Genomic DNA, 26174 nt, shown 5'->3' on the forward strand with positions numbered 1-26174 from the left:
CTTGAAGTTCATTCTAATAACTATAAAACGCTACCTAAAAGCAGGTAGCGTTTTATAGTTATTAGGCTCCTTCTAAATCATCGATCAACTTCTCAGCTAAGCGCCTATACATATTACTCATCGACACAAATGATGTTAGTAATAAAAATTTCTCTAGATTCGGATCTTCTAAGGAAGAAATTTCACTTACTTCTGAAACACGGTTATTTACGTCTTGTGTAAAGCTTTCGACGTTGTTTTCGGTAAGAGAAAGATAATCTTTATATAGTGTATTTAATTCGAATGAATCATCACTTAATAAGGATTCATTTATATTTTCTAAGGAGCTTTTTATGTCATTAATGGAAAGGGCTCCTTTTAATTGATAAATTAAGCTGATTAAAATCATATGCTCTTTTGAGTATTTTTTATTTTTGATTGGAATAAACAGTTTCCCTTTTGCGTAATTGTTAATCATTGTTTTTGTTAATACTTTTTCATCATCGGTTCTTGTTGTATCCGCATAAGTATTTTCAAATAATTGGACAACCTGGTCTACATACAAGTCGACATTTGGAATATCCTCAAGCGTAATATTTTTTTCTAAATGTAATGTTTCAAGCAGTTTATTTATATTTTCCACGTAGAACCCCTCACTTTTATAACTTAGTGGAGCATAATGTTTAGTTTATCTCTAAATATGGTATTACGAAACAAATGAATTGTAAATGTTGACCTCTAATAATAATGCGTATATAATTACATGTAGTTATTAAAACTACATGTAATTATATGAGGGGTGTATATATGAATACCTATGTAAGAGAACCAGTTAATGCTTTTACCCATTTGGGAGGAGCTGTATTATCATTTATTGCATTATTAGCTATGCTTGTAAAAGTTTCTATTAAGATGCCATCTTTTGCGGCAATTACAGCTGTTATTTTGTTTGGCATCGGAATGATGGTTCTGTATACAGCATCAGCTGTATATCATAGTGTTGTAGCCAGTGAACGTGTTATTTATTTCTTTCGGAAGCTTGATCACTCTATGATTTTTATATTGATTGCAGGTACATATGCACCATTTTGTTTAATTACATTACATTCCGCAAACGGTTTATTATTATTTTGTTTAGTTTATGCAACTGCCATTTGTGGTATTGTTTTTAAAATGTTTTGGTTTAGTTGCCCGAGATGGTTATCAACAGCAATTTATATTACAATGGGCTGGTTAATTGTTTTGTTCTTTGCACCGTTAGCTGCTAACTTAAGTGCAGGAGGTATCGTGCTGCTAGTGCTTGGAGGCATTCTTTATACGATTGGTGGATTTATTTATGGAACAAAGCCAAAATGGTTAGAGTTTAAACATATGGGGCATCATGAAATTTTTCACGTGTTCGTGTTATTGGGAAGCCTTGCCCACTTTTTAAGTGTATATTGCTACGTAATTTAACAAGATGAAATTTCCGAGTGATTTTTATTTTTTCTTGATTAATAAATAAAGATATAGACACATATGTATGTTAAAGAGTTGCATAACGTAAAGGTTATGCGGCTCTTTTTTATGAATAATAATTAAAAATAAATTTTTGGAATTATCAGTCTTTTTATGGTAGGATAGATATGTATTGAGGTTATAAAATTTTATAATTAATAATTAGTGGGGGACTATATATATGGCGATACTTATAACGGGTGGAGCAGGATATATTGGTAGTCATACGTGTATAGAATTATTAAATAATAATTATAAAATTATAGTCGTAGATAATCTTTCAAATAGTTCAATCGAGTCTTTAAACCGAGTAAAAGAGATAACAGGAAAACAATTCGAATTTTATAAAGAAAGTGTTTTAAATCGTGAAAAAATGAATGAGATTTTTTTGAGAAATAACATTGAAGCGGTTATACATTTTGCTGGGTTTAAAGCGGTGGGGGAATCAACTACAATTCCTCTTACATATTATTATAATAATATAATAAGCACGATCATACTATGTGATGTGATGCAGAAACATAATGTTAAAAAATTTATTTTTAGTTCATCTGCAACTGTATATGGAATTCCAAAAACGTCACCAATTACAGAAGAATTTCCACTAAGTGTGACAAATCCATATGGGCAAACAAAATTAATGATTGAGCAAATTATGCGTGATGTGGCAAAAGCTGATGATGAATGGAGTATTGCGTTACTTCGTTATTTCAATCCATTTGGAGCACATAAAAGTGGCCGTATTGGAGAAGATCCAAATGGGATTCCGAATAATTTAATGCCATATGTAACGCAGGTGGCGGTAGGTAAGTTAAAGGAGCTAAATATATTCGGAAACGATTATCCAACGAAAGATGGGACAGGTGTCCGTGATTATATTCACGTTGTTGACCTTGCAAAAGGACATGTAAAGGCACTTGAGAAAGTACTTGAGATGAAAGGAATAGAGGCATATAATCTTGGCACAGGTAAAGGGTATAGTGTGTTGGAGATGATAAAGGCTTTTGAGGAGGTTTCAGGTAGAAAAATACCTTATAAAGTGATAGGGCGTCGTCCTGGTGATGTGGCAGTATGTTTTGCTGATGTATCTAAAGCGAAACGAGAATTAGGATGGGAAGCAGAATATGGGTTAGAAGAGATGTGTGTAGATTCTTGGAGATGGCAGGTAAATAATAAAAATGGCTATCAAATGATTTAATGTAGTTAGTAAAGCATTCTCTTATTATTTTGTAGGATATGTTATGTATATAATAAATTGTATTCTTTATTATGTTGCTTTGGGTCAGTAATATGTTTAATTTAGGAAAGAGAATGTAATAAAATATTACTGACCATAGCATTTGAATAGCAACCGGTTCTATTGAAAAGTATTCCAATACTTGTATCCTTGTTAAAGTGCGTTTATAATCAAATAATCTTATTAGCTTTTTGCTTGAATTACGTATTATTGAAAGCGTTTTTATTGCGTGATATATTTTGATTGAAATCATTACTGTATGACATGTATAAAAAGGGTTTTTCTATTGTTTTTTAAGGTAGGAAGTCTGACTTATTTTCGAAAAAACTTTGTATGTAGTTGTAAGTAAGAAGGAGAATAAGGAATAATATAATTTTTACAAGACGGGGAGGGTACAGTGTGAAAATGTAAATAGTCTTGTTATATTAGGGAAAGCAGAGATGAAAAGTGCGGGTGTTTTTAATTTATTTGTAGGTGCACTACAAATTATTATTCCGTTCTATTTGATCATGATTTCTGACCAAAGCAATTGGACAGTGTATTCATATGCAGCTACTTTCTTATTTGGATTAACCTATTTATATGTAGGTGTTACCTTTATAAAAGGAATGGATAGTAGCGGTTTAGGTTGGTTTTGTATGTGGGTAGCAATTATTGCTTTATTCTATATGGTTGTTTCATTTGTTCAATTTCACGATGTTGTTAATGCATTAACGTGGTTTATGTGGGCATTACTTTGGTATTTATTCTTTGTATTAAATACACAAAAGAAGAATATCAATCAATATCTTGGAAGAATTGCCTTCGTACAATCATGGGTAACATTGACGTTGCCTTCACTCTTTTATTTTATGGGAGTATGGGGAGAGGGATTCGTATATGAACTATGGGTTTATGTATCCGTAATTTCTATTTTATACTTCTGTTATTGTATTTATAAATATCGAGTACGTTAATATATTTTCTGCAGAAAAGCATGGAATCGTTAAACGAATTCCATGCTTTTTATATATGAGCAGTTATAATAGAGAGGTATTATTTTACATTTTATCAAAATGGGGATGATGAAATTGAAAAAAGTATTGGTGCTAGGGGGAACAAGATTTTTTGGTAAACATTTAGTAGAAGCACTTTTGCAAGATGGACACGATGTAACGATTGCGACGAGAGGGATTACAGAAGATCCTTTTGGAAGTGCAGTAAAAAGGCTGATTGTCGATAGAGAAGACGAAAAACAACTTGCAGAGCGTCTAGAAGATAAAAGTTATGATATCGTATACGATAATTTATGCTATAGCTCGAATGCAGCGAAGGTAATATGTGTGGTGTTACGAGGAAAAACGAAGAAATACGTTATGACATCTTCAATGGCTGTTTACGAGCCAGCAATAGGATTGTTAGAAGAGAACTTTAATCCGTATGAGTATGCTATTACGTATGGGGATAGGAAGGATTTTAATTATGGTGAAGGCAAGCGATTAGCTGAAGCTGCTGTATTTCAACACGCAACATTTCCAGTTGTTGCAGTACGTTTTCCAGTTGTTATTGGAGAAAACGATTATACGAAAAGGTTACAATTTTACGTTGAACATATTGTGAAGCAAGAGCCTGTCGCGGTGAAGCATTTAGATGGAGAGTTGTCATTTATACATGAGAAAGAAGCAGGAGAATTTTTAGCTTGGTGCGGAATGAAGGACATAAAAGGGCCAATTAATGCTTGTAGCAACGGGGTAGTTTCTACTAGCGAAGTTATTCATTTCATAGAAGAAAGTACGGGAATAAAAGCACTCGTTCAAGAAGTAGGAGATAATGTAGCGCCTTATAATGAAGTGATTAATTGCACATTACATAATGGAAAAGCTAGTGAATTAGGATTCCCGTTCCGAGAGGTGAAAATAGACATAGAGCAAGTATTACGTTATTACATACATGCAATGGAATAATCATAAATCCCCCGGTGGCAATCCGGGGGATTCTGGAGGATTTCGACAATACTAATTTTACATTACCAAACTTACCTTATACGCACGACTAATGTTTTTGTGATTGAATTGCTTGTAAATACTTTTCATTTACTTGGTCCCAGTTCACCGTATGCCACCAATTGGTAACAAATTCTGGACGCCGATTTTGATACATTAAATAATAGGCGTGTTCCCATACATCGATGACGAGTAATGGAATTTTACCTTCTTGCAAAGGTGTATCTTGATTGGGTGTACTCATAACGGAAAGTTCTTTACCATCAAGGACAAGCCACCCATAGCCACTTCCAAAACGACTAATAGCTGCTTTGGAAAGTTGATCTTTTAAGTTGTCAAAGGTATTGAAATAATAATCAATTACTTTTGCAACGTCTCCATTAGGCTCGCCGCCACCTCTTGGGCTCATTACTTCCCAAAAAAGACTATGACAATAATGTCCACCACCGTTATTTCTGACAGCTGTAACAATTTCCTTTGGTAAAGTTTCTAAATTACATAGTAACTCTTCTAAAGATTTATTATGTAATTCCGTATAGTTTTCTAAAGCGGCATTCAAGTTATTTACGTATGTCGCATGGTGCTTTCCATGATGAATAGAAAGCGTGTTGCTGTCGATATATGGCTCTAGTTCATCATAGTCATATGAAAGCTTTGGCAATTGAAATGAAGACATAACATTCCCTCCTTTCTTATTAAAAAGTTGGTCTAGGTAAAAAGAATTTACCTAAGTCAAAAATACACCTATTTTTTAGACAAGTCAATAGTAATCCCTTTAATTTTCTGAAAAATATTACAATAAAAGTAACACTTCGACTTTCATTTGTGACTCTTATTCTTTTTGCTTATACTGTAAAGTAGAACGTTTTGTTGAAATAGAAGGAGATCGTTTATGAGTAAAACGAAACAATTAATAGAGGAAGCGAGTCAGTTTATTATGATTTGCTATAAAGAGCTTAATAAAGAGCAATTCATAGAAGAGCGTGTGAAAGAAATTCAAGTTGAGATAGAGAAGACGGGGACGTATGAGCATACATTTGAAGAACTTGTTCATGGATCGCGAATGGCATGGCGAAATAGTAATCGATGTATCGGAAGACTATTTTGGAGTAAGATGCACATATTAGATGCACGTGAAGTAAATGATGAAGAAGGTGTATATAATGCATTAATTCATCATATTAAATATGCAACGAACGATGGAAAAGTGAAACCGACAATTACAATTTTTAAGCAACATCAAGGTGAGGAAAATAATATACGAATTTATAATCACCAATTGATTCGATATGCAGGATATAAAACAGAAATGGGAGTGATTGGTGACTCTCATTCCACTGCGTTTACGGATTTTTGCCAGGAACTTGGCTGGCAAGGAGAAGGTATGAATTTCGATGTATTGCCACTTGTTTTTTCTGTCGATGGAAAAGAACCTGTATATAAAGAAATTCCTAAAAAAGAAGTGAAAGAGGTACCGATTGAACATCCAGAGTACCCAATCTCATCTTTAGGAGCAAAATGGTATGGGGTTCCAATGATTTCAGATATGCGCTTAGAAATTGGCGGTATTTCCTATACAGCCGCTCCGTTCAATGGATGGTATATGGGGACGGAGATTGGGGCTCGTAACTTAGCGGATCATGATCGTTATAATTTACTGCCGGCTGTTGCGGAGATGATGGAGTTAGATACATCGAGAAACAGTACGTTATGGAAAGACAAGGCACTAATTGAGTTGAATATTGCTGTATTACATTCCTTCAAAAAACAAGGAGTTAGTATTGTGGATCACCATACAGCTGCACAACAATTTCAACAATTTGAGAAGCAAGAAGCATCATGTGGACGGGTTGTAACAGGCAATTGGGTGTGGCTCATTCCACCACTGTCGCCAGCTACCACTCATATTTATCATAAACCGTATCCGAATGAAATTTTGAAGCCGAATTTCTTTCATAAATAATATTTAGTATAGTTTTTTTATGCAAATTATAATTTTTTTTAATTACTGTTACGTAGCAAATGGAAGCCTTTACTCTCGGTTATTTTTGGAAGGGTTTTTTTGAACCAAGGAGTTCCTTATGTTATAATCAAATTTCTGTTTCGAAGACCTTATAGAAATATAAGGTCTTTTGTTTTGCTTTTTTATGTAATAGGAATAGGAATTTTCTTTTAAATAAGGGATTTAGCATATTTTTAGGGACAACATAAGTGTGTAGAAAATCGATGAATTATTATGCTTATATAATCATTATGTTTTGGGTGTAAAAAATAAAACATAATAAAGTTGTTTTTTTAGATTGCTGAGGAAGGAGGAAGTGTAAATGAGAATGAAGAGTCGAAAAACAGATTGGCCTGTATTTCTTATTAGTGGTGGCTCACTTTTATTATTTGTAATTGCAGTTATTTTAAATAAGAGTTACGTAGAGGGAGTCATTAATAGAAGTTTTGCAGCTTCGATTAAATATTTTGGTGCCTTTTGGCAGGTTTTATTAATTGGTACATTTATTGTGGCAATGTGTATGGCGTTTTCAAAATATGGGAGAGTTAAACTTGGGGGGCTAGAAAAACCTGAGATTAGTACGACAAAATGGCTCGCTATTATTATGTCTACATTACTTGCCGGAGGTGGCGTTTTTTGGGCAGCTGCAGAGCCAATGTACCATTTGATGACGGTGCCACCAATACATGAGGGTATAACTGCTGGAACGAAAGAAGCAGTAATGCCTGCTTTAGCACAAAGTTATATGCATTGGGGTTTCCTCGCTTGGACGATTTTAGGAACAATTAGTGCGGTAGTTATGATGTACGGACATTATCATAAAGGTATGCCGTTAAAACCTCGAACGCTTTTATATCCTATTTTTGGAGAGAAATTGCGAAAGAGTTGGCTTGGAACAACGATCGATGTGTTTGCAATTATTGCGGTAGCAGCAGGGACAATTGGTCCAATTGGATTTTTAGGACTACAAGCAAGTTATGGATTACAAGCATTGTTTGACATTCCTGATGTGTTTACTACTCAATTAGCCATTATTGTTTGTGTAGTAGCTGTTTCTACTATATCTGCGGTAACAGGAATTGATAAAGGGATTCAAATTATAAGTGATTTAAATGTTAGGTTAGCAGTTTTATTAATGGTATTCGTATTACTGTTTGGACCAGGTGGATTTATTATCGATTCATTTGTTTCTTCGTTTGGATTTTATATAAATGAATTTATTCCAATGAGCACATATCGTGGGGATACAGGTTGGTTAGGATCATGGACAATCTTTTTCTGGGGATGGTTTATTGGATACGGACCGATGATGGCAATTTTAGTGAGCCGTATTTCAAGAGGAAGAACAATCCGAGAAATCATCGTTGCAATTGGAATTATTGCACCTATTATTACAACGTTTTGGTTTACTATACTAGGGGGATCAGGTGTGTTTTATGAGTTAATGAATCCTGGTTCTATCTCGACCGCATTAAGTGAATCTGGTATGCCGGCGGCTATGATTGCAATTACAGAGCAACTGCCACTATCTAATATTATTGGACCTGCATTTCTTTTATTAACAATTTTATTTGTAGTGACAACAGGAGATTCTATGGCGTATTCGATTTCAATGGCAGTGACTGGAGATGGAGATCCTAGAATTAGTTTGCGAGTGTTTTGGTCGCTTATTATGGGCGCAGTTGCAGCGATTCTTTTATACATGGGTGAGGGAAGTATTAACGCCTTACAATCATTCATCGTAGTAACTGCTGTCCCAGTATCTATTCTGTTATTCCCAATGCTATGGCTAGCGCCTAAAGTTGCAGGGGAATTAGCGTTAAAACAAGGTATTGTAAAAGAAGAAGAGAAAACTTCCTTCTTGTTCCAAAAAGCTAGTAAATCAAAATAAAGAATTGTATTTATATAAAAAGAGGAAGCATTTCATTTGAGATGCTTCCTCTTTACTATTTATTTAACTACTTTTCTCGAAGGGGATAGTACTCTGTGCAGTTTCAATCTATTCTAATACTTTATCTTTCGTCTCTGGGACACATAATAGCATTGTAGCTAAACCGATTGGATAGATAATGAAGATGAGAGATAGTGCTCCCATTAAGTTACCACCTGTAGCAAGTAATCCGATAATAACAGGTCCAAATCCAGCTAACCCACGTCCTGTACCGAAAATAAAGTTCTCTGCTGTCGATCGAGCTTCAGCAGGATAGTTTTCAGCTAAAACTGCTCCGAATCCTCCCATCATGCCATTTGCAAAGAATCCCAGCAATGCACTTCCCCATAACAATAATGTTGAGTCTGTGAATAAGAAGAAGTAAATGAGACAGTATATAGTACCACCGACATAATAGATTGTAAAAGTTTTACGGCGGCCAATTTTATCGGCTAGAATACCAAACGTTGCAATTCCAATTAGCATGCCGATCGTAGAGATGAACATCCAACCGCTCGCTTTTGCTAATGTGTAGTTATATTTATTTGCTAAAATAGTTGGCATCCATGTGAAAATTCCATAATATCCGAAGTTCTGGATAAATGACATAATAATAAGACCAATGGTTGTTATCGTTACTTTTTTATTGGCAAATAACCTTCGAAGTGGGAACTTTTTCATTTGCTTTAGTTGTTCTGCCTCAGTAGTTGTTAAATTACCTTCAGTTTCTTTTTGTAACAACTCTTTTTTGTATCGTTGTTTTTGTTCCCATATTTTCGGTTCACTTAAACTTTTGCGCACATAGACAGCTAGTAGAGCGGGAATGAGCCCAAATAAGAAAACAGCTCTCCATCCGAAATGCGGGACGATAAATGCTGGAAGGAGTGAAGCGACTAGTACGCCAAATTGCCATCCCAGTGCAACAACGGATGTCGCCTTAGCGCGCATTTCTTTAGACCATGTTTCAGTTACGATGGCCATCCCAATCCCGAATTCACCACCAACTCCCATTCCAACTAAAAAGCGAAGAATTAATAATTGCCAATAATCTGTTGCGAAATAAATAAGTGCTGTTGCTAGTGAGAATAGTAAGATTGTGAAGGCCATCGTACGGATACGCCCAAATAAATCAGCAATAAATCCAAATAAATAAGACCCAATTAGCATTCCTATTGTGGTAGCTAATGTTAAGTTTCCACCTTCAACAGGGCTTAAATGAAATTCTTTTAAAATGTAGACGAGTACGAAAGATAAGAGCAACATATCTAAACCTTCTGCTGCATATCCTAGCGCAGAACCAAACAATGTTTTATATCTTTTCTCCTTCGTTTCCTCTGTTGTTGATTGTACATCAGTAGTGACGTTCATCATTACTCCTCCTTATTTTTTTCTACAGTCGCTATGGAAGAATAACAAAAGGCCTTCTCACCTGATATGATGAGAAGGCCAAAAAAGCATACGTATCCCTAAAAAAGACCATACGTATAGTATATTCCGACTTCCTTCTCAACCTCACGGGGTTGGGTTAAAGGACTGTATTATATTACTTTATTTTTAGCACTCTTCTATTAGATTGTCAAATAAAGAGGGGATAGTTATGTGTAAAATATTTCAAAAGATACTTCATTCTCCTTGACGCCCACTTCATTATTTTCCCATAATAAAACTAACTCATATAAAAAGGAATGAATCACAGATGCTAAATTTAGTACTTATGATGATTGAACGTGTTGGACTTATTGTTATTTTAGGATTTTTACTTTCTCATATTAAAACGTTCAGGCGCCTTCTTCATAGACAAGATGGATATGTAGATAAGCTTAAGCTTATTTGTATTTTTTCAGTGTTTACAATTGTAAGCAATTACACAGGAATTGAAATTGCCGGGAATACAATTATGAAAGAAAATTGGCTACAAGGTGTTTCGTCATCTAGTACAATTGCGAATACACGTATTATGGGTGTTGGAATTAGTGGATTGCTTGGTGGTCCTATCGTCGGCATTGGAGTGGGATCGATTGCGGGTATTCACCGTTATATGCTTGGCGGGACGACAGCGCTAAGCTGTGCAATTTCATCAATTTTAGCAGGTGTTATAACGGGGTATATTGGATACATTTTTAAAAAATATAATCGTGCAATTACGCCTAAATTTTCAGCGATTTTAAGTGTGTTTATCGTTTCTTTAGAGATGATTATGATCCTATTAATCGTAGAGGATGGGATTAGTATCGTGAAAACAATTGCGATACCAATGATACTTGTAAATAGTTTCGGGAGTTTTATTTTACTTTCTATGATACAAGCTATTTTGCGCCAGGAAGAAAATGCGAAAGCTTTACAAACGCATAAAGTATTACGAATTGCTGACAAAACATTACCATATTTTCGCCGTGGATTAACAGAGGATTCTTGTAAACATGTGGCACAAATTATTCACCGCTTTACGGGAACAGATGCGGTATCCTTAACAGATACAGAGAAAATATTAGCTCACGTTGGATTAGCATCAGATCACCATATTCCTTCACATAGTTTAATAACTGGTTTATCGAAAGAAGTGTTGAACACAGGAAAAATAATGAAAGCGAAATCGCGTGAGGTTATTAATTGTCAACATGAAGGCTGCCCTTTGCAGGCGGCAATCGTTATTCCACTAACTTCACATGGAAATACAATTGGGACATTAAAATTATATTTTAAAAATTCTAGCCAGTTAAGTCGTGTGGAAGAGGAATTAGCAGAAGGGTTAGCAAAAATATTCTCTACACAACTTGAGTTAGGTGAAGCAGAGTTACAAAGTAAGTTATTGCAAGATGCCGAAATAAAAGCGTTACAAGCACAAATCAATCCGCATTTTTTATTTAATGCAATTAATACTGTATCGGCTTTATGCCGAACAGATGTAGAAAAAGCGAGAAAATTATTATTGCAGCTTAGCGTGTATTTTCGTTGTAATTTGCAAGGGGCACGCCAATTGCTTATTCCATTAGAACAAGAGTTAAATCATGTACATGCATATTTATCGTTAGAACAAGCGAGGTTTCCGAATAAGTATGAAGTGAAGATGTACATTGAGGAAGAGTTAAAGACGACCTTAGTTCCACCATTTGTACTGCAGTTATTAGTTGAAAATGCATTGCGCCATGCTTTTCCGAAAAAGCAGCCGGTGTGCGAAGTTGAAGTACATGTGTTTGAAAAAGAGGGGATGGTGCATTTTGAAGTCCAAGATAATGGACAAGGAATTGAGAGTGAACGTCTAGGACAATTAGGAAAAATGGTAGTTCCATCAAAGAAAGGGACTGGAACAGCTTTATATAATATTAATGAACGACTTATCGGGTTATTTGGGAAAGAGACAATGCTTCAAATTGAAAGTGAATTAGAGCAAGGGACAAAGTTCCTCTTTGTAATTCCGAAAAAAGTAGGGGAGGAAAAACGGAGTGTTAAAAGTATTAGTAGTTGATGATGAAATGTTAGCGCGTGATGAATTGAAATATTTATTAGCGCAAACGAAAGAAGTAGAGATAATTGGTGAGGCAGATTGTGTAGAGGATGCATTAGAAGAGCTAATGCAAAATAAACCAGATATTGTGTTCCTAGATATTCAGTTATCTGATGATAACGGATTTGAAATCGCAAATATATTAAAGAAGATGAAAAATCCACCTGCAATTGTGTTTGCTACGGCCTATGATCAATATGCGTTGCAAGCATTTGAAGTAGATGCGTTAGACTACATTTTAAAGCCGTTCGATGAAGAGCGTATCGTACAGACATTAAAGAAATATAAAAAGCAAAAACAAATAAAATTAGAAACGAAACAAGAAGTAAAGAGTGTAGACGTAACGACCGAGATGCATAAATTAGCATTACCAATTGAAGAATCGATTGTACTTGTGAATATTGAAGATATTATATATGTAGGACTTGTGGACGGAAAAGTGACAGTAAAAACGATGAGAGAAACATATGTAACACATGATACACTTGTCATTTTGGAAAAGAAGTTGCCGCAAGCAAGTTTTATGCGTGTCCATCGCAGTTTTATTGCAAATATTAATCATATTACGGAAATACAACCATGGTTCAATTCTACATATAATTTAATTATGAAAGAAGGATCAAAAGTACCTGTTAGCCGTACATATGCAAAAGAACTCAAAAAGCTACTTCGTATTTAAGAAGTAGCTTTTTGTATTTCGTCTGCCTATTTTTGTAACTAATTTTGTATATTTGACGTTCTGTTGTGTAAACGCTTACAGTTTTATTTTTATCTTATACAATAAAGGTACCAAATCGAAAGAGGTGGCCAAAATGAGTACGAAAAAAGTATATAGTTTCTTATCACAAGCATTCATATTTTCAGCTATTATGTTAGTTTCTAATATTATTGCAACGCATTTACCAATTCCGATGCCTTCATCAGTAATCGGGTTAGTCATTTTATTTAGCCTATTATGTTTAAAAGTTATTAAATTGGAACAAGTTGAATCACTCGGAACGGCTTTAACAGGTATTATCGGATTCCTTTTCGTTCCATCAGGTATTTCGGTTATTAATTCTCTCGGTGTAATGGGACAATATTTTGTACAAATTTTAACTGTAATTGTTGTCGCAACAATTATTTTACTCGCTGTAACAGGATTATTTGCACAATTTATTTTAGGAAAAGACGATAAAGAAATAGAAGATACGAAAGAATTGAAAGTAGTAAATAAAGGACGCAAGCACGGAAAAGTTGCGTAACCAATTTAATATATATTGTTAGGAGGGAATGAACATGGCAAGCACAATGACTCCATATTTCGGAATCGTCATTTCATTAATCGCATACGGAATCGGAACATTATTATTTAAGCATTCAAAAGGATTCTTCTTATTCACACCATTATTCGTAGCGATGGTATTAGGGATTGTCTTTCTAAAAGTAGGTAACTTTACTTTTGAAGAATATAATACTGGCGGAAAAATGATTAGCTTCTTCTTAGAACCAGCAACAATCGCGTTTGCAATTCCATTATATAAACAAGTGGATAAGTTAAAAAAATATTGGTGGCAAATTTTATCGGCTATCGTGGTTGGATCTATTTGCTCAGTAATTGTCGTGTTCATTGTTGCAAAAGCGATTGGTCTAGATACAGCAGTAATGAATTCAATGTTACCACAAGCAGCAACAACAGCAATTGCATTACCGATCTCTGAAAGTATTGGTGGTATACCAGCAATTACATCGTTTGCAGTTATTTTTAACGCGGTTATTGTATACGCATTAGGAGCATTATTCTTAAAAACATTTAGAGTAAAACATCCAATTGCAAAAGGTTTAGCACTTGGAACAGCAGGTCACGCATTAGGAGTGGCAGTAGGAATTGAAATGGGTGAAGTAGAGGCAGCTATGGCAAGTATTGCTGTAACAGTAGTAGGGGTTGTAACTGTAGTTGTCATACCGATGTTTATGCCATTCATTGGCTAGTAAAACTTACTTAAAAAATGAGAAAAGCAAGCTATTTGTAGGACAGATTTCTACTGATAGCTTGCTTTTTATGTTACAGTAGTGGTAAGACCTATTCTAATAAAATGTAAGTTTCCTTAAATCTTCATTAATACTGTGTAGAATACGTTTTGAATTAGGTCATTGTATTGTAAAATAAGAAGTAAGCTACTATAGGATCTGCTAAGAGAGATCTATAATAAGCTTATAAAAATCTTTATATGAATAAATAATTAAAGGTAGAGAAGAGAGAAAAAATCTACTTATTAACGTTTTACTTTATAGGACAGGAGAGAGTACTCGTCGATTATGCAAATAAAAAACCTGTTTCAAAGCAAAGGATTTCAGAGGTTTCTCGTATTAGTAATACTTGCTCTCGTGTTATACGGGCTGCAAAGTATGTTGAATTTAATTTTAATTACGTTTATTCTCACATATTTAATGGATCGATTCCAAAAGTTTATTTCTCGCAAATTAGATCATTTCATGCCTATTAACAGAAAAATTATTATAGCATTTCTATATGTAATGTTAATTGGTGGAATTGCTATTACGCTATTTAAATATTTACCAGTATTAACGATACAAATTTCACAATTGATTTATCAATTTAACGTATTTTTAAGAAACCCACCGGATAGTGAATTAATTAAGTATGCAGTGAATGCTGTCAATCATATGGAACTTTCGAAATATGTAGGACAAGGCGTTGACATTTTGTATAAATCGATTACGAATGTTGGGAAATTTGGCCTTCAAGTGTTACTTTCTTTAATTTTAAGTTTATTTTTCTTATTGGAGAAAGCTCGGATCGTTGCTTTTACTGCAAAATTTAAAGAAAGCCGACTTGCAATTTTCTATACTGAAATTGAGTACTTCGGTAAGAAATTTGCACGTTCATTCGGAAAAGTAATCGAAGCACAATTTTTAATTGCAGTTGTGAACTGTGTTTTATCCGTTATTGCACTATGGATATTAGGATTCCCGCAATTATTAGGTTTAGCGTTAATGATCTTCTTACTCGGTTTAATTCCAGTAGCTGGGGTTATCATTTCGTTATTCCCCCTTTGTATGATTGCTTACAATATTGGCGGTATTATGTACGTTGTTTATATTTTAATTATCGTAATAGTAATTCATGCGCTTGAAAGTTACGTGTTAAATCCGAAGTTCATGTCGCAAAAAACAAACTTACCGATTTTCTATACATTTATGGTATTAATCTTCTCAGAACACTTCTTAGGTGTATGGGGATTAATTATCGGTATTCCAATCTTCATTTTCTTATTAGATGTCTTAGATGTGACAAGTGATGAAATGGAGCATGAAGCCAGAAAAAATAAGGTGAAGTAAAGAAAAAGCATCGATGTTCGATGCTTTTTCTTTTATAACATGATGTTTTTTATGCCATACTGTAAGCAGAAGATAGAATAGGGGTGAAATAATGGCTGTAAATGAAAAGGTAGAGTTAGCTACATTTGCTGGAGGATGCTTCTGGTGTATGGTTTCGCCATTTGAAGAGATGGAAGGGATTATACAGGTTGTTTCTGGCTATACAGGTGGTCATAAAGAGAATCCAACGTATAAAGAAGTATGTTCAGAAACGACGGGACATTATGAGGCAGTACAAATTACATTTGATGCAAATAAAATGCCGTATGAAGAGTTATTAAATATATATTGGAGACAAATTGATCCGACTGATATAGGAGGACAATTTCACGATCGTGGACAGTCTTACGAAACAGTAATTTTTTATCATAATGAAGAACAACATAAAAAAGCAGAGGCTTCAAAAGAAGAGCTTGCAAAGAGTGGACGCTTTTCAAAGCCAATTGCGACAAAACTTTTACCAGCTGCTACATTTTATTCAGCTGAAGAATATCATCAAGGGTATCATAAGAAAAACACATTCCGCTATGAGTTATACCGTAAAGGATCAGGACGAGATGCTTTTATTAAACAACATTGGCCAAAAGATAATACTCATTTAAAAGAAAAACTCAATGAGATGCAGTTTTATGTCACACAGGAAAATGGTACAGAACCACCATTTCGAAATGAGTATTGGAATCATAATGAAGAAGGTCTTTATGTAGATATCGTTTCAGGAGAACCGTTATTTACTTCTTTAGATAAGTTTGATAGTGGGTGTGGATGGCCTAGTTTTACGAAGCCAGTTATGTCAGCAAGTGTGAAAGAAAAAATGGATGTCAGTCATAATATGACGCGTACAGAAGTGAGAAGCAAAGAGGGAGATTCACATTTAGGCCATGTATTCCCAGATGGCCCAGGACCAAATGGTCTTCGTTACTGTATTAATTCCGCAGCCCTTCGATTTATCCGAAAAGAGGAATTAGAGAAAGAAGGATATGGTGATTTTCTAGTTGTATTTGGGAATAAAAAATAACCTCGCAATTAGCGAGGTTATTTTTTTATTTTACTTTTTTCTTTTTGAACTTGCTTAATACTTCATAAACGATTGGTACAATAAGAAGTGTTAATAACGTTGAACTTGTTAATCCACCAATTACTGTTACACCAAGTCCTTTAGAAATTAAGCCGCTACCTTCAAATCCTAATGCAAGCGGGATAAGAGCACCGATTGTTGCAATTGCAGTCATTAAAATAGGACGAAGGCGTGTTGCACCGGCTTCCAATAAGGCTTCACGTGTTGATAGCCCTTCATTTTCCTTATGAATAACGCGGTCGATCAGTACGATAGCGTTTGTTACAACGATACCGATTAACATAAGTGCACCAATCATTGCAGAGACACTTAACGTTTCACCAGAGATTAATAAGGCAACAAGAGCTCCGATAATTGTGAATGGTAGCGAGAATAAAATTGCGAATGGTGCAAGGGCACCGCCAAATGTAACGACAAGGACGAAGTATACAATGGCAATCGCAGCTAACATCGCTAAGCCAAGTTGCTTGAATGATTCTTCAATATCTTTTGTAACACCGCCCATAGAAACATCTACGCCAGAAGGAAGATCCATTTTATCTACTTCTTTTTGAACAGCAGCAGATGCTTTTGAAACGTCATCAGATGTTAGTTTTGCGCTTACTTCCGCATAAACACGGCCATCGCGGTGTTTCACTGTATTCGAAGTTTCACCTTCTTTTACAGTCATCACATCTTTCACAGCCACTTCAGTACCAAGTGGAGTTGTAATTTTTTGATTTGTTAAGTCATCGATTGTTTCATAATTTTGTTTTTCAGCTTCTACATATACGTTGACATCTTTACCGTCTTTTTTAATTGTTGTCAGAGTAGGGCGATCATGTTGATTAGAAAGTCCCATTCCAATTTGTGCAGCCGTTAGACCCATTTTACTTAGTTTTTCCTGGTCCGCGACTAAAGTGTACTCTGCGTATGTTTTTGCAATACTAGAGTCTATATCCTTTAAGTCTTTATTTTTCTTCATGATATTTTGAATATCTTTTACAATAGGTTTAATGTCTTCCGAGCTATCTCCGTAAACGTATAGTTTAATTTCATTACTACCGCCACTCGCTCCGAAGTCTTGGTTTTTCCATTCGCCTTTTCCAGACATCTTCTGTAAATCTTTAACGACTTGCTCTTTTTCTTTTTCGAAGTTTTTCGTGTCGTTATCATATTGCACGAAGAACATTGCTTGATTTGATTGACCAGGACTCATTGGGTTTTCGCCACCTAATGAGAATTGAATTGTTTTGACGTCTTTATTATCTTGGAAGTGCTTCTCAGCTTTCGTTGCAATTTTTTCAACGTCTTCTAACGTTTGACCTGGTTCAGGGTTGTACGTTGTAATGATCATTTTTTCTTCTTCAGATGGTAAGAAACTTACGCCGATAATTGGAACAAGTGCAAGACTACCAACTAATAGAAGGACAGCGATACTTGATGTAATGATTTTATGATTTAAAGCCCATGCAAGTATGCGTTTATACCAGTTTGCTAATTTACTTGGTTTTTCTTCATGATGTACTTCTTTTTCCCTCATGCTCTCTTTTTTAAATAAAGAGTGAGCTAACATCGGCACGATTGTAACAGCTACTAGTAACGATGCTAATAAAGCGAAGACGATAGTTAAGGCAAATGGTAAGAACATTTCACCAATCATACCTTTTACTAGTCCAAGTGGTAAGAATACAGCAATTGTTACAATGGTAGAAGACATAATTGGGATAAACATTTCCTTCGTAGCTTCACGAATTAAATCTTTTCCGCGCAGTTTCTCTTCTGATAACGACATTCGTCGGTAAATATTTTCAATAACAACAATGGAGTCATCAACAACGCGTCCAATAGCGACTGTCATTGCTCCAAGTGTCATAATATTAAGCGTAATATCCATTTGTTTTATGACTAATACAGCAATTAATAAAGAAAGTGGTATGGAAACGACAGAGATTAATGTTGTTCGGATATTTCGTAGGAACAGCATAATAATAACAATCGCAAAGATAGCACCAAAAATGGCTTTGCTCAGCATTGTTTCTACTGATTTCTCAATCGGTGCACCTTGGTCGAATGTTGAAATAATCTCTAAGTCTTTATATTTTTTCTCAAGGTCTTTTACTTTATCTTTCACTGCATTTACAACATCAACAGTATTCGCGTCAGCAGCTTTCACAATTTGAATTCCAATTGCTTCTTTTCCATTTGTTCGAGAAATAGATTCTGCTTTTCCAACTTCTTTAATGTCAGCAATTTCGTCTAATGTAACTGTCGGAATCCCGTTCATAGCCGCTGGATTCATTTGCGGTGTTTGTGTACCAGCTCCAGCGTTTTGACTACCTTGACCGCTAGGTGATGAAGGTATGGCCGGGATCTTTAATTCTTTTAATGCTTTAATTGTCGTAATATTCCCATCTACAACAACCGATTTTTCTGTATCTTTAAATGTATATAAGCCAAGTGGTAAAGATACGTCCGATCCTTTAATTACATTTTTTACAGTATCTTCACTTAAACCTAATTCTTTCAACTTATCTTTCTTGAAGACAAGTTGTACTTCATCTACTTGTTGACCTGAAATTTGAACAGATGCAACACCATCAAGTCCTTTTAATCCTGGCACAACATTCTTCTCTACATTTTCAGTTAAGGTAGCTAAAGATTCATTTTTACTTGCTACGCTTAACGAAATAACTGGAAAGGCATTAAAGTTTACACGTGAAACTTTCGGGTCTTTTACACCTTCTGGCAATTTCACATTTGCGAGAGCTTCTTTAATTTCTGTTTCAGCCTTTTCCATATTTTTATCAAAATCATATTCTACCTGAATAGAAGATGCGTTTTGAAAAGATGATGAACTAACAACGTTTACACCACTTAAATTTTGCAGTTGCTCTTCCATCGGTTTTGAAACTTTGTCAGCTACTTCTTCTGGTGTAGCACCAGGATAAACCGTGGTTACTGTTACAATTGGTGTTGTAATATCAGGAATTGTTTCCAGCTTCATGTTCAGCCCAGAATAAATACCTGCAATGGTAACAATAATGGTTAGTAGCCAAACTGCGAACTTATTTTTTAACGAGAAATTAATGAATTTGTTCATGTTTGCGCTCCCTTTTGTATTGTATTGACCAACTGGTCAGTCTAATACATAATATAACTGACTGATTGGTCAGTCGTCAATGAAAAGGGATGGTATAATAAATTCATAATAAGATGCGAGATTAAATTTAGGAGAGACATGATATGAAAGAAAAAGAGCGTTTAATTATAGAGATGGCTATGAAGTTATTTGCGACTAAGGGTGTAAATGCGACATCAGTACAGGAAATTGTGACCGCTTGTGGCATATCTAAGGGAGCTTTCTATTTATACTTTAAATCGAAAGAGGAACTTTTATTAGCAACACTTCGATATTACTATGACAAGATTCAAAATAAAATGATGGATATTGAAAAAGAATCGTTATTGCCGCGTGAAAAATTTGCAAAACAATTGCATTGCCAGTTTAATGATATACAAAAGCATAAAGAATTTATTATTATGCATGCGAGGGAAAATGCTATACCTTTTAATAAAGAAGTAGAAGAGTTTATGATGAGAATGAAGTTAGAGTCTCACGCATTTTATCGGAATAGTTTATTGTCTATTTATGGTGAAAAGGTTATGCCTTATTTATTAGATTTAGTCATTATGGTAGAAGGCATATGCCGTGGATATTTAGAACTAATCATTTTACAAGCACCGGAAATTGACTTATCTTATGTTTCTGCTTTTATTTTGAAAAGAGTAGATGATTTAGTAGATGGATTGGTAGAATCTTCGGAAGAACCTGTGTTACATGAAGAAAAGCTTGGAGAATTTCTTTGCAAATCAGAGCTTATTAAGGAGCAGGTTAAGGAACACTTTTTAAAAGAAATTATTGTTTTTAAACGCACATTAGCTGATCAACTAGAAGATGAGGAATTGCTTGTTACATTAGATGTTTTGGAGGCAGAAATGAGATTGCAAAATCCAAGGATCCCGATCATTCAAGGGATGTTATCTAATTTAGAGATATATCCAAATTTAAAAGAATTTCGTTTGAGGATTATGGGGTATTACAATATAAAAAGGTAACAATGATGGTTTTCATTGTTACCTTTTTTATTATGCATTCACTTTTTCTTTTGTTTGTGTAGTCTCTTCTTGCTCAATATTGATTGTTTCTTTTACGATATAAATCGGACGGTTTTTACTCTCGTCATAAATACGAGCAATATATTGGCCAACGATTCCAAGACCAAGTAACTGAATACCGCTAAAGAATGTAATAGCAACCATAATAGATGCCCAACCTGTTTGAGTACCAGTACCAATAATTTTTACAGTAATTGTATATAGTAAGACGATTATTGAAATAAGAACTGATAATAAACCTAAAGTCATAACGATACGTAATGGTTTTGTTGAAAATGCAATAATGCCATCTGATGCAAATTTAATCATTTTCTTTAATGGATATTTTGTTTCACCAGCAAAGCGCTCATCGCGTTCATATTCAACATACGTTTGACGGAAGCCAACCCAAGACATCATACCGCGGATGAAGCGATTTCGTTCAGTCATTTGATTGAAAACATCAGCTACTTTGCGATCGATGATTCGGAAATCACCAGTATCTTTTGGGATATCGATATCAGACATGTAGTTTAAGAATTTATAGAAATATTTAGCTGTTAAAAGTTTAAACCAAGTCTCACCTTTACGTTGTTTACGTTTCGCATAAACAACTTCATATCCTTCTTCCCATTTTGCAATAAGTTCAGGAATAACTTCAGGTGGATCTTGTAAGTCTGCATCGATAATTACAATAGCGTCACCTTTTGCAGCAGCAATACCAGCTGTAACAGCTATTTGGTGTCCAAAGTTACGTGCGAAATTAACGATTTTTGTACGGTAATCATTTGCTGCAATCTCAGATAAGATTTCCATTGTACGGTCTGTGCTACCGTCGTTTACAAAGACAAACTCGTAATTAATATCATTTTGAAGCATAACGGACTTTAAACGGTTATAACATTCCTGTGCTACTTCTTCCTCGAAGTACATAGGAACTACAACCGAAATTAATTTTTGCATGTTGTATCCTCCGTATTTTTAATAAGTTGTTTAAGTTTAATTAGTAGCCTTTTCAGTTTGGTTGAATGTCCAAATTTTATTAAGGACAAAATTTATAACCATTCCGACACCAATTGCGAAAATCTGTGCAATTAACGCATTAAAGGTAAGTTTATCTACTAATATAAATAAACATAATGTATTAAAAGCAAATACAATTAAATTTACAGTTAGAAATTTAAAGAACATTGACGTGCTTTTATTATTAGGTTTAAACACCCAATTTTTATTCCAATAGTAGCTATTGGCAACACCAATTGAATAGGCAATGGTATTTGCAATAAGGTAGTTCATCCCAAATTTTAATAATATCCAAAAGCTAATAATTGTAATAAGCGTATTAAAGATTCCTACTAAACCAAACTTTAAGAGTTTCTCCATAATAGTATCCTCATCTTTATAAAATATATAAATAAAACAGGAAATGTAGAAAGGTTATTCGTACATAACAAATACTTATTATAGCATATTTTATGCTGAAACGTTATTTATTTTGATTAGAGTGTTTTTTGAATAATTAGAAGGAAACAGTAATTGTAAGCAAAATGTAGATATATATGATTTATTTGCTGTTGCCAATTAAAAAGGGATATTATAAACAAAAAAATGAGTGTTTTAAGCTTTTGATGGAAATGAATATCTCTACAGATTCATTATGTTTTTGTAATTGGTTTTTTAAGGACGGTCTTTGTTCTCTGCAAGTGCGGTATATATCATCTCCGTTTTTTTGCTTCAATATTACTTAGTAATTATTTTTCAGATACTCAAAAGTATAATTATGTAACAGTATGAGTGGGTGATTTATTATTATCTATAGTGGGAAGTTTTATTCTTAGAAAAGGTTCGCTGCCTTTAGAAAAATCAAATAAAAAAATGCTTTTTCGTTTTAGTAATTGTTTGTTTTGTGGTTAAATTAGCATGGGTGCTTAGCTACCAATTGAACCATTAGTTGATTATGCCATGTTTTATTATTTACTTATATGCGATAGGTTTAATAATGGCATAGTTGTTAGTAGAAGTGGCATCAAGATATCATTGTGCAGATACAATTTCAATGATCATTTTTGCTACATTTGGTATAAATTATGCTTACAATAAAAAAGAGGATGTAGATATACATAAAAAGGCATGAGCTCGGTATTGCACCGGGCTCATGCCTTTTTAGTTCGTTTTAATGTGTTTTGATGATTAACTCTTCACTGGTTAAAGTTTAATTTTGTACTTTGGAGGTTTTTCTGTTTGATATAAATCGATAGCACAAATATAGTCCATAACTTTGAATGATTGTAAAGCTAGGAATGATAAAGTATCGATATCTTGTTTGGTATTCAATCAAGAAGTGAACAGTTACATAACCGATTATTAATAGTAAAAATATTGTGTAATGCGTGTTGTTTTGCTTAGTAAATATGAGATATAGAAGTGCTAGCGTACCAAATAGCATAGCTGTCATATACATATACTTTTCATATTTCATAAGGTCATTTTGTAAAGTAATCATATTATTATCTGTGTTCCCTAGTGTTAGTAGGCTCCATGATGGGGCGGAGTCGTAATCTGCCCACATGAGTGTAAACTTATCACCGAATAACGATAAAACCTTCTGTGGATCAGCTAATCGCTCTTGAATCAGTTTCTTTTCAGCAGCTTTTCGTTCTTCGCCAATCTCAAAGGACATCATATATTCTGCATCCGCTGTAGAATAACCACCTTTTGTTTCGTGGTTAAGTCCTACTGTGAATTTCCAGAGAGGATCACGGTTGGATAGTGGGTATTGTGTAATTCCAGCAGATATAAATGAATAACTTATAATGTAATGAACAAGGTAAAATACGATGAAAATCCCACAAAGTTTTTTAATAGAAGTGAAAATATCTCGTTTCGATTTCCCTAACATACCGTGTAAAAAGAAATAAATAGTTACTGCAATTAGGATGATAGCACCAAGTGGGCGCATAATGTCTCCTAAAGAAAGCGATATCCCTATAAAAATCCACATATATTTATGGCTTAAGCCTTTTGTAATTAATAAATAAAATCCAAGGTAAAATAGGAATGTGGCAAGGTGTTGATTTGTTAGGACTGAGCTTAATACAATACTTGGGATATATAATGCATATATTAATCCCGCCACGCGTCCAGTCCACTCATTAAATATGTGAGAAGTTATTTTGTAAACTAATAATGTTGTTCCTGTGCAATATAACACATTTAAGAACTTTAGAAAGAAAGTCCCCTCACCGAATAAATTAATAATCAAAGCTTGGTACATTGTAAATCCAAGCTGATAAACCCAAGAAGTATAATATATGCTTTGAGCAAAACTAAAATCTCCTTTAGTTGCTTGCACGGCTCCATTGTACATCATAGCAAAATCTGATTCGATAGGAGTTTGGATATTAAGAAACCAGATGAATCGAATAGAGAAGGCTAAAATGATAAGCGAAATAGTGAATAGTAGTTTTGACATATATTTATTGGCAATATAGCCAATGAGTATAAATAGAAGGCTTATTAAAATGATACTTGGGATTATAATAAGTAAACGAGTGTCGGCCTGTGCTCTAACCACGGATACTGAGTCCAATGTAATAGCTGCAGAAATAATTAGACATAGTACTAATAAACATTTCACAAAAAATGTATTGAGTTTTAGAAAAAATGTACTTTGCATTATATATAAAAACTCCTTATCAAACTTTATGGTATTTTAAAACGAAATCCCTTTGCACGCTAAATAGCAGTGTAAAGGGATGTTTTTTAGGAAATTAAGAATTTTCTTGGGCCCATTTTTCTACATCCCAAGTTTTTGTTATCCAATCTTCATAAAAGTCTGGTTCGTGGCATACAAGAAGAATTGTTCCTTTGTATGCTTTCATCGCTTTTTTTAGCTCATCTTTTGCTGTAACATCAAGGTGGTTTGTTGGCTCATCAAAGAGTAGCCAGTTACTTTCTTCGCCCATTAGTTTACATAAACGAACTTTTGCTTGTTCGCCACCGCTTAATTGATTCAGTGGACGAGAGATATGTTCGTTTTTTAAACCGCATTTCGCTAACATTGCACGTACTTGATGTTGGTCTAAGCTAGGGAATGTATTCCAAACATCATCAATTGGTGTTACATTATCAGCTTTTACTTCTTGCTCGAAGTATGATGGGTTTAAGAAGTCACCAAGACTTGTTTTTCCGCTTAATGGTTTGATTTTACCTAAAATCGTTTTTAATAGTGTTGACTTACCGACACCATTACATCCAACAATTGCAATTTTTTCACCACGTTCAATTGTCATTGTTAATTTTGGTAATAACGGATGTGTATATCCAATCTCTACATTTTCTCCTTCAAAGACGAATCGGCTACTTGCGCGGCTCTCTTTAAATGAGAATTCAGGTTTAATTGCTGTTTCAGGACGGTCGATACGTTCCATACGATCGAGTTGTTTTTGACGACTCTTTGCACGACCTGTCGTTGAGTAGCGAGCCTTATTTTTCGCAATAAAATCTTCTTGTTTTTTAATAAACTCTTTTTGTTTTTCGTAAGCATTAATATGTTGATTTTTATTAATTTCCGCTAGTTCTAGGAATTTTTCATATGTCGCTGTATAACGCGTCATTTTTGTAAACTCTAGATGGAAAATAACATCGACACATTTATTCATAAATTCCGTATCATGGGAAATTAATAGGAATGCATGTGGATATTCTTTTAAATAATTTGTTAACCAATGAATATGTTCAACGTCTAAATAGTTGGTAGGTTCATCTAATAGTAATACTTCTGGTTGTTCAAGTAGTAACTTTGCAAGTAATACTTTTGTACGTTGTCCACCACTTAACGCCGCAACATCACGATCTAGACCAATTGCATCAATTCCAAGACCACGTGCTGCTTCTTCAATTTTCATATCTAATAAATAGAAGCCACCTGCTTCAAGGGCATCTTGAATTTCCGCCATTTGCTCAAGAAGCTCCTCTAATTCTTCTGGTGTAGCAGTTCCCATTTTTTCTGTAACTTCATTTAAAGCTTTTTCTTTTTCAAATAAAGGTAAAAACGCATCTGCTAATACGTCACGGATCGTGCGACCAGGTGTTAAAATGGTATGTTGGTCTAAGTAACCGTAATTTGTACCAGGCGTCCATTCTACACGACCTTCGTCATGGATAAGCTGACCAGTAATTATATTCATAAATGTTGATTTACCAACACCGTTTGCTCCAACTAATCCAACGTGTTCTCCTGCGAGTAAGCGCATGGATACATCTTTAAATAATGTACGATCACCAAATGTATGGCCTAATTTTTCAACAGTTAATAAGCTCATAATGTCCTCCGTTCAATTCTAAATAGTGTCTTGAATCATGATACTAAATTCTTCGATATAATGCTATCATTTCAAAAATATATAATGTAATTGACCAGTGGGGATGCGATTACAAAGAATGA

The 26174-nt window shown here is 34.4% G+C and carries 21 protein-coding genes; 13 read left to right on the plus strand and 8 right to left on the minus strand.

The genetic code is table 11. From position 1 onward, the window contains the following. Positions 1 to 61: 61 nt before the first annotated feature. Positions 62 to 622 (minus strand): DUF1836 domain-containing protein, encoded by a 561-nt coding sequence (locus tag MNO09_RS02490; protein WP_000427911.1) that lies wholly within the window; start codon positions 620 to 622, stop codon positions 62 to 64. 164 nt (positions 623 to 786) lie between these two features. On the opposite strand from MNO09_RS02490, the gene trhA reads away from it, so the two are divergent. From trhA to MNO09_RS02510, 4 genes are all read left to right on the plus strand, one after another. Then, positions 787 to 1434: a PAQR family membrane homeostasis protein TrhA gene (trhA, locus tag MNO09_RS02495; protein WP_001099732.1), complete on the plus strand. Its 648-nt coding sequence runs from the start codon at positions 787 to 789 to the stop codon at positions 1432 to 1434. A 223-nt stretch (positions 1435 to 1657) separates the two neighbouring features. Then, positions 1658 to 2674: a UDP-glucose 4-epimerase GalE gene (gene galE, locus MNO09_RS02500; RefSeq protein WP_000996152.1), complete on the plus strand. Its 1017-nt coding sequence runs from the start codon at positions 1658 to 1660 to the stop codon at positions 2672 to 2674. 461 nt (positions 2675 to 3135) lie between these two features. Further along, on the plus strand, positions 3136 to 3669 hold the full coding sequence (locus tag MNO09_RS02505; RefSeq protein WP_241950206.1) for an AmiS/UreI family transporter: 534 nt from the start codon (positions 3136 to 3138) through the stop codon (positions 3667 to 3669). A 99-nt stretch (positions 3670 to 3768) separates the two neighbouring features. Next, positions 3769 to 4656: an NAD-dependent epimerase/dehydratase family protein gene (locus MNO09_RS02510; RefSeq protein ID WP_050552136.1), complete on the plus strand. Its 888-nt coding sequence runs from the start codon at positions 3769 to 3771 to the stop codon at positions 4654 to 4656. A gap of 88 nt (positions 4657 to 4744) precedes the next feature. On the opposite strand, the gene sodA is transcribed toward MNO09_RS02510, so the two are convergent. Beyond that, positions 4745 to 5371, minus strand: coding sequence for a superoxide dismutase [Mn] (gene sodA, locus MNO09_RS02515; protein WP_070169258.1), 627 nt, complete (start codon positions 5369 to 5371; stop codon positions 4745 to 4747). Between the two features lie 216 nt (positions 5372 to 5587). Between sodA and MNO09_RS02520 the strand changes: the two genes are divergently transcribed. After that, positions 5588 to 6658, plus strand: a complete 1071-nt coding sequence (locus MNO09_RS02520; protein WP_000047642.1) for a nitric oxide synthase oxygenase — start codon at positions 5588 to 5590, stop codon at positions 6656 to 6658. 361 nt (positions 6659 to 7019) lie between these two features. Continuing rightward, positions 7020 to 8588: a BCCT family transporter gene (locus MNO09_RS02525; protein ID WP_001242479.1), complete on the plus strand. Its 1569-nt coding sequence runs from the start codon at positions 7020 to 7022 to the stop codon at positions 8586 to 8588. A gap of 108 nt (positions 8589 to 8696) precedes the next feature. Here the strand turns inward: MNO09_RS02525 and MNO09_RS02530 are convergent, their stop codons facing one another. Further along, the gene (locus tag MNO09_RS02530) at positions 8697 to 9995 is read right to left on the minus strand and encodes an MFS transporter (RefSeq protein WP_078183541.1); all 1299 of its coding nucleotides are present in this window, start codon (positions 9993 to 9995) and stop codon (positions 8697 to 8699) included. Positions 9996 to 10323: 328 nt separating this feature from the next. On the opposite strand from MNO09_RS02530, the gene lytS reads away from it, so the two are divergent. The 6 genes from lytS (at position 10324) to msrB (ending at position 16531) form a co-directional block, all read left to right on the plus strand. Then, positions 10324 to 12093 carry a two-component system sensor histidine kinase LytS gene (gene lytS, locus MNO09_RS02535; RefSeq protein WP_000933595.1) on the plus strand — a complete coding sequence of 590 codons (1770 nt, stop codon included), beginning with the start codon at positions 10324 to 10326 and terminating at the stop codon, positions 12091 to 12093. Further along, the gene (locus tag MNO09_RS02540) at positions 12071 to 12811 is read left to right on the plus strand and encodes a LytR/AlgR family response regulator transcription factor (RefSeq protein ID WP_000921819.1); all 741 of its coding nucleotides are present in this window, start codon (positions 12071 to 12073) and stop codon (positions 12809 to 12811) included. The genes lytS and MNO09_RS02540 overlap by 23 nt, the downstream gene beginning before the upstream one ends. Positions 12812 to 12944: 133 nt before the next feature. Continuing rightward, positions 12945 to 13376, plus strand: coding sequence for an antiholin-like murein hydrolase modulator LrgA (lrgA, locus tag MNO09_RS02545; protein ID WP_000104908.1), 432 nt, complete (start codon positions 12945 to 12947; stop codon positions 13374 to 13376). A gap of 34 nt (positions 13377 to 13410) precedes the next feature. Next, on the plus strand, positions 13411 to 14103 hold the full coding sequence (gene lrgB, locus MNO09_RS02550) for an antiholin-like protein LrgB (RefSeq protein WP_000168858.1): 693 nt from the start codon (positions 13411 to 13413) through the stop codon (positions 14101 to 14103). A gap of 327 nt (positions 14104 to 14430) precedes the next feature. Next, entirely contained in the window at positions 14431 to 15474 is a 1044-nt protein-coding gene (locus tag MNO09_RS02555) for an AI-2E family transporter (protein WP_078183542.1), read from the plus strand. A 91-nt stretch (positions 15475 to 15565) separates the two neighbouring features. Further along, entirely contained in the window at positions 15566 to 16531 is a 966-nt protein-coding gene (gene msrB / locus MNO09_RS02560; RefSeq protein WP_000290183.1) for a peptide-methionine (R)-S-oxide reductase MsrB, read from the plus strand. Positions 16532 to 16556: 25 nt separating this feature from the next. Here msrB and MNO09_RS02565 read toward each other — a convergent pair whose 3' ends face one another. Continuing rightward, a complete protein-coding gene (locus MNO09_RS02565; RefSeq protein WP_001031850.1) occupies positions 16557 to 19673 on the minus strand; it encodes an efflux RND transporter permease subunit in 3117 nt (1038 codons plus the stop codon). A gap of 143 nt (positions 19674 to 19816) precedes the next feature. Here MNO09_RS02565 and MNO09_RS02570 point away from each other — a divergent pair, with 143 nt between their 5' ends. Continuing rightward, positions 19817 to 20689 carry a TetR/AcrR family transcriptional regulator gene (locus tag MNO09_RS02570; RefSeq protein ID WP_000659622.1) on the plus strand — a complete coding sequence of 291 codons (873 nt, stop codon included), beginning with the start codon at positions 19817 to 19819 and terminating at the stop codon, positions 20687 to 20689. 30 nt (positions 20690 to 20719) lie between these two features. Here the strand turns inward: MNO09_RS02570 and MNO09_RS02575 are convergent, their stop codons facing one another. The 4 genes from MNO09_RS02575 to MNO09_RS02590 all read right to left on the minus strand — a co-directional run bounded on the left by MNO09_RS02575 (position 20720) and on the right by MNO09_RS02590 (position 26052). Continuing rightward, positions 20720 to 21691 carry a glycosyltransferase family 2 protein gene (locus tag MNO09_RS02575; RefSeq protein ID WP_001170707.1) on the minus strand — a complete coding sequence of 324 codons (972 nt, stop codon included), beginning with the start codon at positions 21689 to 21691 and terminating at the stop codon, positions 20720 to 20722. Positions 21692 to 21727: 36 nt separating this feature from the next. Next, positions 21728 to 22111, minus strand: a complete 384-nt coding sequence (locus MNO09_RS02580; protein WP_000413287.1) for a GtrA family protein — start codon at positions 22109 to 22111, stop codon at positions 21728 to 21730. Positions 22112 to 22940: 829 nt separating this feature from the next. Beyond that, positions 22941 to 24404 (minus strand): ArnT family glycosyltransferase, encoded by a 1464-nt coding sequence (locus MNO09_RS02585; protein ID WP_241950082.1) that lies wholly within the window; start codon positions 24402 to 24404, stop codon positions 22941 to 22943. Positions 24405 to 24498: 94 nt separating this feature from the next. Next, positions 24499 to 26052 carry an ABC-F family ATP-binding cassette domain-containing protein gene (locus tag MNO09_RS02590; protein WP_000055399.1) on the minus strand — a complete coding sequence of 518 codons (1554 nt, stop codon included), beginning with the start codon at positions 26050 to 26052 and terminating at the stop codon, positions 24499 to 24501. Positions 26053 to 26174: the final 122 nt, after the last annotated feature.

This window comes from Bacillus sp. N5-665, assembly GCF_022637375.2.
GTDB classification, from domain to species: Bacteria; Bacillota; Bacilli; order Bacillales; family Bacillaceae_G; genus Bacillus_A; species Bacillus_A wiedmannii.